Below are 10,534 nucleotides of genomic sequence, written 5' to 3' on the forward strand. Positions count from 1 at the left end.
GGGCAGCCGGTCGCCGAGGACTTCGATGCCACCGGCACCGAACTGCGGCTCACCCGGGACGAGCTGCGGACCGCGGCCGGCGTACCGGCCAGGCTCCTCGACGAGCTGGAGAGTCACGGCCTGGTGGTGGCCACGGGCAACCACTACGGCGGCGACGCGATCGTGATCGCGAAGGTCGCGGCCGACCTGGCGGCGTACGGCCTGGAGCCGCGGCACCTGCGGGCGTTCCGGACCGCGGCGGACCGTGAGGTCGGCCTGATCGAGCAGGTCACCGGGCCGCGCCGTACCGAACAGACCGCGGAGCTGGCCGCGCTCACTGTGCGGCTGCACACAGCTCTGGTCCGCTCCCGGCTGCCACGTCCGTAGGTCGTCCACAGGCCGACCCCGCGGGCCTGCCCGGGGCGTAGGCGCGGAGTAGGCTGGACGCGTGCGCGAAGTCGACGTGGTCGGAGTCCGGGTGGAGATGCCCTCGAGTCAGCCGATCGTGCTGCTCCGGGAGGTCGGAGGTGAGCGGTACCTGCCGATCTGGATCGGCGCGGCCGAGGCGAGTGCGATCGCCTTCGCCCAGCAGGGCATGGAGCCGCCCCGGCCGCTGACCCACGACCTGTTCGCGGAGACCATCCGGGTGCTCGGGCACACGCTCAGCCAGGTCCGGATCGTGAACCTGACCGACGGCATCTTCGAGGCGATCCTGGTGTTCGACGACCAGACCGAGATCTCGGCGCGGCCGTCGGACTCGATCGCGATCGCGCTGCGGACCGGTACGCCGGTGTTCTGCACCGAGGAGATCCTCGCCGAGGCCGGGATCCCGGTTCCGGAGAGTGAGGAGTCCGGCACCGACGAGGTGCAGGAGGAAGAGGAGGTCGAGCGGTTCCGGGAGTTCCTGGACCAGGTCACCCCGGAGGACTTCGACAAGAGCTGACCCCGGGCCGCGGACGGCGCGCGACGGCGCGGGGACGGACAAGAGCGACTAGGTAACGATTCGTACGGCGGTCGCGACACGCTCGCGGCTCGGTGCGGTTGTCGTTGACCCGGTTCGGGCGGCGGCTTACCGTGAAGAAGTCGTGGGGTGCTGTTACTCCACGGAGATGGCTCGTTCCAGTCGGTATCCAGGGAGGCTCAGGCGTGACACGCACCGGGGACACGGATCTGACGCAGTCGGCTTCCGACGCGCACGCCGAAGCAGTCGAGACTGCGGGCGTCCAGGGTCTGCTGTTCGACGACGACCTGCGGCCGATGCCGGAGGACGTCGGGTTCCGGGGTCCGACGGCCTGCGCCGCGGCCGGGATCACGTACCGGCAGCTCGACTACTGGGCCCGGACCGGCCTGGTCTCGCCGTCGGTCCGCCCGGCGACCGGCTCCGGGACGCAACGGCTGTACGGCTTCCGCGACGTCCTGTTGCTGAAGGTGATCAAGCGGCTGCTGGACGCCGGGATCTCGCTGCAGCAGATCCGGACCGCGATCGCGCACCTGAGCAAGCGCGGCTTCGACGACCTGACCCAGATCACGCTGATGAGCGACGGCGCGTCGGTGTACATGTGCACCTCGCCCGACGAGGTCATCGACCTGCTGGCCGGCGGCCAGGGCGTGTTCGGGATCGCGCTCGGCGGGGTCTGGCGGGAGGTCGAGGGTTCGCTGTCCGAGCTGCCGACCGAGCGTGCCGACGGTCACGAGGACGAGGACTCCGACGGCCACGCGGGTGACGAACTCGCCGCCCGGCGTCGCGCTCGGATGACCGGCTGATCCAACTTTCTTCCTGTGCGCCCACTCACTGCCGATTCGCTCCGCGGTGTGTGGGCGACGCTGTTGTTACCGCTGAACGCGGACGACTCGATCTCGTTCGACCGGCTGGAGTCTCAGGCTCAAGCTTTGGGTGAGACTTCGGTCGCCGGGGTGTACGCGCACGGGACGGCGGGGGAGTTCCAGACGCTGACCGAGGACGAGTACGACCGGGTCAACGAGATCCTCGTCGCGATCGGCAAGCCGTTTCAGATCGGCGCGAGTCATCCGTCGGCGCAGGTGCAGCTGTCGCGGGTCGAGCGGGCGGCGAAACTCGCGCCCGGAGCGATCCAGGTGATCGCGCCGGACTGGTTGCCGTTGAACCCGACCGAGATGCTCGAGTTCCTGCGGCGGGTGGCTGACGCGGCGGATGGTGTGCCGTTGGTGCTGTACAACCCGCCGCATGCGAAGACCCAGGTCGGCGGCCGGCAACTGTGTCAGTTGGCCGAGGCTGTGCCGGGTCTGATCGGGTTGAAGACGGCCGGTGGTGACAAGGCGTGGTTCGACGAGGCGCTGCCGTCGGGGCTGGCGATCTTCGTGCCGGGGCATTTTCTGGCCAGTATGTCGTTGCTCGGTGCGCACGGCAGCTACTCGAACGTGGCGGCGCTCTCCCCGGACGGTGCGGTCGCGACCGCGGCGGACCTCGACGTCGAGCGGCGGATCGCCCAGTTCTTCGCGGCCCACGTCGTACCGCTGCAGCAGGCCGGGCTGTCGAATCCGGCGCTGGACAAGTTCCTGGCCGCGGTCGGCGGCTGGGCGGACGTCGGTACCCGGGTGCGGTGGCCGATGCAGGCGGCGACCACGGAGCAGGTCACGGCTGCCCGGACCGACGTACGGCGGCTGCTGCCCGAACTGTTCGGCAATTCCTGGTAGCCTCGGAACCGCCGTACAAAGCACTCGGGAGAGACCCGTTGCACGGGCGCCGAAGGGGCAATTCCTCCCCGGAACCTCTCAGGCCCATGGACCGAGTGTCACAGGCGACTCTGGAGCGCCCTGCGTGGGTGCAGGCGTGACAGAGGGGGAGGCGACCGGAAGCACTGTCAGCAACGGAGCCTCTTTCATGACCGAAGTCTCTGCAATTTTCGCCGATCGCCACATCGGGCCGCGTCCGGACGAGGTTGCGCGCATGGTGCAGCTCCTCGGGTACGCCGACGTCGACGCGCTGGTGGATGCCGCCGTCCCCGCGTCGATCCGCTCCGCCGAGGCGCTGCGGCTGCCGGAGCCCGCCTCCGAGGTGGACGCGCTGACCGAGCTCCGCCAGCTGGCCGGCCGGAACACGATCGCCACCTCGATGATCGGCCAGGGGTACTACGGCACGTTCACGCCGTCGGTGATCGTCCGCCGCCTGGTCGAGAACCCGGCCTGGTACACCGCGTACACGCCGTACCAGCCGGAGATCTCCCAGGGCCGGCTCGAGGCGCTGCTGAACTTCCAGACCGTGGTCTCCGATCTGACCGGGCTGCCGACCGCGAACGCGTCGCTGCTCGACGAGGGCACCGCGGCCGCCGAGGCGATGACGCTGGCGCACCGCTCGAACAAGAAGAGTAAGTCCGACCGCTTCCTGGTCGACGCGGACACCTTCGCGCAGACGATCGCGGTGGTGAAGACCCGCGCCGAGGCGCTCGGGATCGAGGTCGTCGTCGCGGACACCACCGACGGCCTGCCCGAGGGCGACTTCTTCGGCTTCCTCGTGCAGTACCCGGGCTCGAACGGCCTGGTCCGCGACCTGAAGCCGCTTGTCGAGGCCGCGCACGAGCGGGACACGCTGGTCGCGGTCGCGTCCGACCTGCTCGCGCTGACCGTACTCGAGGCGCCCGGCGAGGCCGGTGCCGACATCGTCATCGGCTCTTCGCAGCGCTTCGGCGTACCGCTGTTCTACGGCGGCCCGCACGCCGGGTTCATGTCCGTACGGTCCGGGCTCGAGCGGTCGCTGCCCGGTCGGCTGGTCGGCGTCTCCGTCGACGCGGACGGCGCCCCGGCGTACCGCTTGGCGCTGCAGACGCGGGAGCAGCACATCCGCCGCGAGAAGGCCACCTCGAACATCTGCACCGCGCAGGTCCTGCTCGCGGTCGTCGCGTCGATGTACGCCGTGTACCACGGCCCGGACGGGCTGCGGGCGATCGCGGAGCGCGTCCACGCGTACGCCGGGAAGCTCGCCGCCTCGCTGCGCGCGAGCGGGGTCGAGGTCGTGCACGACGACATCTTCGACACGGTCCTGGCCCGCGTGCCGGGCCGCGCCGCGGACGTGGTGGACGCCGCCCGGCAGAACGGGATCTGGCTGCGGCTGGTCGACGCGGACCACGTCGGCATCTCCTGCGATGAGAAGACCGACGTCGCGACGCTGACCCGGGTCTGCCAGTCCTTCGGAGTGCAGTACGACGACACGCTCGGCGCGGCTGCTCTGAGCGTGCCGCGGACGACCGAGTACCTGACGCACCCGGTCTTCAACACGCACCGGTCCGAGACGGCGATGCTGCGGTACCTGCGCAAGCTGTCCGACTACGACTACGCGCTGGACCGCGGGATGATCCCGCTCGGGTCCTGCACGATGAAGCTGAACGCGACCACCGAGATGGAGCCGGTCACCTGGCCGGAGTTCGCGGACCTGCACCCGTTCGCGCCGGTCGAGGACGCGGCCGGATACGTGAAGCTGATCGGGCAGCTGGAGCGCTGGCTGGCCGAGGTGACCGGCTACGCGAAGGTCTCGATCCAGCCGAACGCCGGTTCCCAGGGCGAACTCGCCGGCCTGCTGGCGATCCGCGGGTACCACCGGGCGCAGGGCGACGAGGACCGCAACGTCTGCCTGATCCCGGCGTCCGCGCACGGCACCAACGCCGCGTCCGCGGTGATGGCCGGGATGAAGGTCGTGGTTGTCAAGGGCAACGACGACGGCACGATCAACCTGGACGACCTGCGTGCCAAGGCAACCGAGCACGCCTCGAAGCTCGCCGCGATCATGATCACCTACCCGTCGACGCACGGCGTGTACGAGGAGAGCGTCCGCGAGGTCTGCCAGGTCGTCCACGACCACGGCGGCCAGGTGTACGTCGACGGCGCGAACCTGAACGCCCTGCTCGGGCTCGCGAAGCCGGGGGAGTTCGGCGGCGACGTCAGCCACCTGAACCTGCACAAGACGTTCTGCATCCCGCACGGCGGCGGTGGTCCGGGGGTCGGTCCGGTCGCGGTCGCGGCGCACCTCGCGCCGTACCTGCCGAACCACCCGCTGCTCGACCAGGCCGGGCCGGAGTCCGGCGTCGGCCCGATCAGCGCGGCGCCGTTCGGCTCCGCGGGCGTGCTGGCGATCTCGTGGGCGTACATCCGGATGATGGGCGCGTCCGGTCTGACCGCGGCGACCAAGGCCGCCGTACTGACCGCGAACTACGTGGCCAAGCGGCTCGAGGGCGCGTTCCCGGTGCTGTACACCGGTGAGAACGGCCTGGTCGCGCACGAGTGCATCCTGGACCTGCGGCCGATGACCAAGGAGACCGGCATCAGCGTCGACGACGTCGCGAAGCGGCTGATCGACTACGGTTTCCACGCGCCGACGATGTCGTTCCCGGTGGCCGGCACCCTGATGGTCGAGCCGACCGAGTCCGAGGATCTCGGCGAGCTGGACCGCTTCTGCGACGCGATGATCGCGATCCGGCACGAGATCGACCGGGTCGCCGCGGGTGAATGGCCGGCCGCCGACAACCCGCTGGTGAACGCCCCGCACACCGCCGAGTCGGTGATCAACGACAAGTGGGAACACGCTTACACTCGCGAGGAGGCCGCGTTCCCGCGCTCGGTGGACCGCACCTCGAAGTACTGGCCGCCGGTCCGCCGCATCGACGGCGCGTACGGCGACCGCAACCTGATCTGCTCCTGCCCTGCCCCGGAGGCCTTCGAGTAATGTCCTTGCGCTCTGACACCGCCGCTGCCCTGTTCGCCGAGGTGGCGGCGGCTCAGGGGGACAGCAAGTTGCCGTCGGTGAATGCCGGGGTGGTGCGGGACGGTGCGCTGGTGTGGACGGCGGCGCGGGGGCGGTTCGCGACCGGGGACGGCGGGTTGCCGGGGGCGGACGTGCAGTACCGGATCGGGTCCATCACCAAGACGCTGACGGCGCTGCTGGTGATGCAGTGCCGCGACGACGGGCTGCTGTCACTGAACGATGCGGTCGGCAAGCATCTGCCGGGGATCGCGTTCGGGGACCGGACGATCCGGCATCTGCTCGCGCACAGCGGCGGGATGAACGCGGAGCCCGAGGGGCCGTGGTGGGAACGGAACCCGGGGGTCACGTTCGACGAACTGACCGCGGCGATGAGCGACGCGCAGGCGGTCGGGCCGGCGGATCGGCGGCACCACTACTCGAACCTCGGGTACGGGCTGCTCGGCGAGATCGTCGCGCGCCTCCGTGGTACGGCGTGGCTGGAGCTGGTCCAGCAGCGGATCCTCGCGCCGTTGGAGATGCGGCGTACGACGTACTTCCCGGAGGCGCCGGCCGCGGACGGGTTCTCGGTGAACCCGTTCAGCGGGCAGCTCGACCCGGAGCCGGCGTACGACTCGGGGGCGATGGCGCCGGCCGGGCAGCTGTGGAGCACGATCGAGGACCTGGCCCGGTATGCCGCGTTCTGGATCGACCCGGTGCACGAGGTGCTCAGCCGGGACTCGGTCGAGGAGATGGCGACGCCGGTCGCGGCGGATCCGCGCGAGGGGCTGACCGCGTCGTACGGCCTCGGGCTGCGGCTGATCGCGGACGACCCGCAGCTGCTGATCGGGCACACCGGTTCGATGCCGGGCTTCCTGGCCGGGCTGTTCGTGGACCGCGTCCGCCGGGTCGGCGCGGTCACGCTCGGCAACGCGACGTACGGCCGGGTGGCCTCGCTGGCGCCGGACCTGATCCGGATCCTGGCCCGGTACGAGCCACCGGTCACGCAGGAGTGGGTGCCCGAACCACCCCTTGCCCAAGGCACCGAACTGCTCGGCCACTGGTACTGGGGCAACACGCCGCTCACGATCACGGTTTGCGGCGGCATCCTGCAACTCTCCGGCGGCCTCAGCACCCGCCTCTCACCGCTGGGTCCGGACCGCTACCAGGGCCGCGACGGCTACCTGGCCGGCGAGACGCTGCACGTGCTTCGCGACGGCGAATCCGTCGATCAGCTGAACATCGCCACGTTCGTCCTGACCAGAACTCCTTACGGACGGTAGTCTGTAGGCAACCGCATGAGACCACATGGAGTAGATCAGGGGTAGATCGCCCGGTTCCGCCGGGAGGGCGCAGGTTCGATTCCTGCCTCCATGTCTGAGCGCTGTCCAACGGACGGGGGTTCGGATGGGGTACGCGACGGATCGGTTGCAGCACGCGCTGGGGCGGGCGTTGGTGGCCGCCGATCCGGCCGTACGACGGCGCGCGGTGGCGCGGGTGGATGTCTGGTGCGGCGCGCTGCAGGACCTGGTGCCGGAGACCGATGCCGAGCGGTTGAACCTCCGGTACCTCGGCGACGAGGGACTCGCGGAGCTGGGCCAGGCGTTGCGCACCGGCTGTTACCGCATCGACGCGCCGGAAGAGGCGGCGATGCTGGTGGTCGCGTGGCTGCTCGAGCATGACCAGCACGCCGCGGCGCTCGATCTGGTGGTGGAGCTGCGGCCGTTGATGCGCCGGTTGCGGCTCACGCCGACGTTCAGTCCGGCGCCTTCGGGTGCGGTCGTACGCCGGAACACCGTGGACGACGTACGCGCTCAGTTGCGGCAGGCAACGGTACGGCCGCAGATCGCCGCGATGCGGGAGACGCTGCAGGTATGGAACCCGCTGTACGACCAGCTGGTGGCGCTCTGGTGCGACACCGTCGACGGGGATCTGCCCTCGTTGTCCGATGGCGTGGTGGCCGGCGGCTGGCCGTGCCGGGTGTGGCCGGACGACTGGGTCGAGCGGCGGCGCCGATGGCTGGAGGACTACAAGCTCGCGGCCGAGCTGCACCGGCCGCGGCCTCCGAAGAGCAACTTCACGCGGCTGCGGGTGGCGCTCGAGCTTTGTCCCGAGGACAGCTCGGCGCTCGACGGGCGGGCGGTCGGCTGGATCCGGCGCGCGCTCGCGAACACGATCGGCGCCCACGGTACGCCGGGGTCCGCGGAGCGTGAGGCTTTGCGGACGACGCAGCGCGAGGTGGCGGCGCAACCGGCGTACGCGACCTTGGCGCACGTACTGAGTGCGCGGCTCGACGCGTTCCCGCGCCAGGGCGGCCTGCCCTCGCTTGCGCCGATCGCGGGGCCTGTCGACTGCACGGAGTCGCCGGCGGCGGCCGGTGCGGCGATCCCGGATCACCTGCTGGCCAAGGCGGCGCGGGCGTTGGAGGCGCCGATCGGCGATCTCGTGGAGCGTGGCGTGATCTGCTCCGGGGAGGTGCTCGCCGACGTCCTTCCGCAGGTCACGTCCCAGTTGCTGGCGGCAAACATCGACGATCCGGCGCTGGCCTTGGTGTACGCGCAGACCTACGCGGCGTTCCGGCGAGCCCCCGAGCAGGAGGTGTCGTTCGGCGAGCTGTCGTGGGTGGACGCGGTGCTGCCGTACCGCGACCACAGCGAGCAGGCGGTGCGGGCCGCCGTACAGACGTTGCGGGAGACAACCACCGTCGCGCTCGGGGCGTTCCCGCAGGCGATGCTGCCGGGTGCGCTGGTCCGCGAGTTCGGGGCGCTGGCGGCGCGGGGCGGGCTCGAGTTGCCGTTGGTGGCGGCCGAGTTCACCGCGAACGGGCGAGCGGCGGCAGCGGTGGCGAGCCGGGTGCTGGCCGGGTCGCTGTACGCCCGGTACTACGACCTGCCGGACTGGCCGACGTCGCGGATCCGCTGGCGCCGCGGCGACGACTTCGCCGAGGCGTGCAACCGGCGGGCCGTGGGGACGAACGGCGCCGTGCTGGAGCAGAGCCAGATCCTGACCACGCACAACCTCGCCGTACTGATCGACGCGCTCGACCTCGCCGATTGGCTGCGGGAGCTCGCCCCGGAGCTGGCGGATCGGGCGTTCGCGTGGGCGCTCCGGCAGCCGACCTCGTCCAAAGGGCTGAAGGACGCGGCGGCCGCGTGGCGTCAGGGAATCTTCTACCTGAGCTACTGCGATCCCGGTCCGACGCTGGGCAGGCTGCCCCGGCCGGGGTGCTTCGAACCGGCGGTGACCGGTCTGCTCGACGTCGCGGCCGGGAAGCGCTTCGACCGCGACGGCCGCACACCCAATGGCGGCCGGCGGTTGCTGGCGAACGTGAGGATGGCCACTCCCGCGGGTGCGTGAGTTGACACGGTCTGTACTCCCGACGAAAGTTAGGGCTGCCTTAGTAAGGCTTGCCTTACTCGACAAACTTTCCGGGAGAACTGGATGTCGCAGCCCGCGCGGCTGTCCGCCGTGACAGCACCGGCAACACCGCCCCGATCCGTCCGTGATCCGTTCGCCGCCCGCTGGCCCTTGGCCTCGACGGTGCTGGACCGGGAGCGAGGACCGTTGCCGCACGGATCGCCGGGGACGGTACTGCGGCGGGCCGCCGACGTGCTCGGTGAGCCGCGGGTGCCGTCGACCGGCGTGGGGGAGTCGGCGGCACTCGACCTGATCGCGGGGCTGCTCGACGAGCACGGCATCGACCTCAGCCACCCGCACGCCGCGGCGCACCTGCAGCCGCCGGTGCTGCAGGTCGCAGTCGACGCGGACGCGCTGGCCTCGGCGTCGAACGCCTCGCTGGACACGTACGACTCCGGTCCGGCGACGCTTGCGATCGAGCAGTGGGTGGTGAAGGCGCTGGCGGCACTGGCCGGCTTCGGCCCGCAGGCGGACGGCGTACTGACGCCCGGTGGCTCGATCTCGAATCTGCTCGCGGTACTGATCGCCCGCGACAGCGCGGCCGCGGCGGCCGGTGTCGACGTACGGCGGAGCGGCCTGCAGGGGCTTGACCGCCCGGTCGTGTTCTGCTCCGAACTCGCGCACTTCTCGGTCCAGCGTGCCTGCGCCGCCCTCGGGCTCGGTGAGGAGGCCGCGATCACGATCCCCGCCGACGAGAACTTCCGGATGCGTACCGACGCCCTCGCCGCCGAGCTGGCCGAGCCCGGCCGGACGCCGGTCGCGGTGATCGCGACCGCAGGTACGACGGACTTCGGATCGGTCGACCCGATCGCGCCGATCGCTGCGCTGGCGCGGCAGTACGGCGCCTGGCTGCACGTGGACGCGGCGTACGGGTTCGGGGCGCTGTTCTCCGATCGGCTGGCGCCGCTGCTCGCGGACGTGGCGCTGGCGGACTCGGCGACGCTGGACCTGCACAAGATCGGCTGGCAGCCGGCCGCGACCAGCGTGCTGCTGGTCGCGGACCGGAACCGGTTCGCGGCCCTCGACCGTTCGGTGGACTACCTGAACCCGGCGGACGACATCGACTCCGGGCTGGACGGGCTGCTCGGCCGCAGCCTGCAGACCACGCGCCGGCCGGATGCGGTGAAGGTCGCGACCACGCTGACCGCGTACGGACGGGCCGGGCTGGGCGCGATGCTGGACGCCTGCCACGAGCTGGCGCATGCGGCCGCGGCCCGGGTCGTTGCCGACAGCAACCTCGAGCTGCTGGCGCCCGTGACGTTGACGACGGTGCTGTTCCGGGTTGCGGGGCAGGACGCTTCGGACGAGCTTCAGGGCGAGGTACGGCGCCGGTTGCTGACCTCCGGGCGGGTGCTGATCGGCCGCACCAAGCTGCCCGGCTCGGGGAAGGTCGCGCTGAAGCTCACCTTGCTGAACCCGAACGCCACCGTG

7 protein-coding genes, 1 tRNA gene, 1 pseudogene and 1 riboswitch are annotated in these 10,534 nt (G+C 71.0%); all 9 genes and pseudogenes read left to right on the forward strand.

What is annotated here, in order from left to right:
- Positions 1-366 (forward strand): annotated as a pseudogene (locus tag VFF46_RS28685) (MerR family transcriptional regulator); the annotation flags it as partial.
- Between the two features lie 61 nt (positions 367-427).
- The gene (locus VFF46_RS28690) at positions 428-922 is read left to right on the forward strand and encodes a bifunctional nuclease family protein (RefSeq protein ID WP_325040343.1); all 495 of its coding nucleotides are present in this window, start codon (positions 428-430) and stop codon (positions 920-922) included.
- A gap of 203 nt (positions 923-1,125) precedes the next feature.
- Positions 1,126-1,743: a MerR family transcriptional regulator gene (locus VFF46_RS28695; RefSeq protein ID WP_325040344.1), complete on the forward strand. Its 618-nt coding sequence runs from the start codon at positions 1,126-1,128 to the stop codon at positions 1,741-1,743.
- Positions 1,744-1,758: 15 nt separating this feature from the next.
- Positions 1,759-2,652, forward strand: a complete 894-nt coding sequence (locus tag VFF46_RS28700; RefSeq protein ID WP_325040345.1) for a dihydrodipicolinate synthase family protein — start codon at positions 1,759-1,761, stop codon at positions 2,650-2,652.
- A gap of 15 nt (positions 2,653-2,667) precedes the next feature.
- Positions 2,668-2,756: riboswitch (glycine riboswitch) on the forward strand.
- Between the two features lie 83 nt (positions 2,757-2,839).
- Positions 2,840-5,671, forward strand: a complete 2,832-nt coding sequence (gene gcvP / locus VFF46_RS28705) for an aminomethyl-transferring glycine dehydrogenase (protein ID WP_325040346.1) — start codon at positions 2,840-2,842, stop codon at positions 5,669-5,671.
- On the forward strand, positions 5,671-6,969 hold the full coding sequence (locus tag VFF46_RS28710) for a serine hydrolase domain-containing protein (RefSeq protein ID WP_325040347.1): 1,299 nt from the start codon (positions 5,671-5,673) through the stop codon (positions 6,967-6,969). The genes gcvP and VFF46_RS28710 overlap by 1 nt, the downstream gene beginning before the upstream one ends.
- Positions 6,970-6,993: 24 nt before the next feature.
- Positions 6,994-7,063 (forward strand) — tRNA-Gly (locus VFF46_RS28715).
- Between the two features lie 30 nt (positions 7,064-7,093).
- Complete coding sequence (locus VFF46_RS28720) at positions 7,094-9,043, forward strand: hypothetical protein (RefSeq protein WP_325040348.1); 1,950 nt, start codon at positions 7,094-7,096, stop codon at positions 9,041-9,043.
- An 84-nt stretch (positions 9,044-9,127) separates the two neighbouring features.
- A partial coding sequence (locus VFF46_RS28725) for a pyridoxal phosphate-dependent decarboxylase family protein (protein WP_325040349.1) occupies positions 9,128-10,534 on the forward strand: 1,407 nt, incomplete at its 3' end.

Origin of the sequence: Kribbella sp. (assembly GCF_035655035.1) — a bacterium.
Taxonomy (GTDB): Bacteria; Actinomycetota; Actinomycetes; order Propionibacteriales; family Kribbellaceae; genus Kribbella.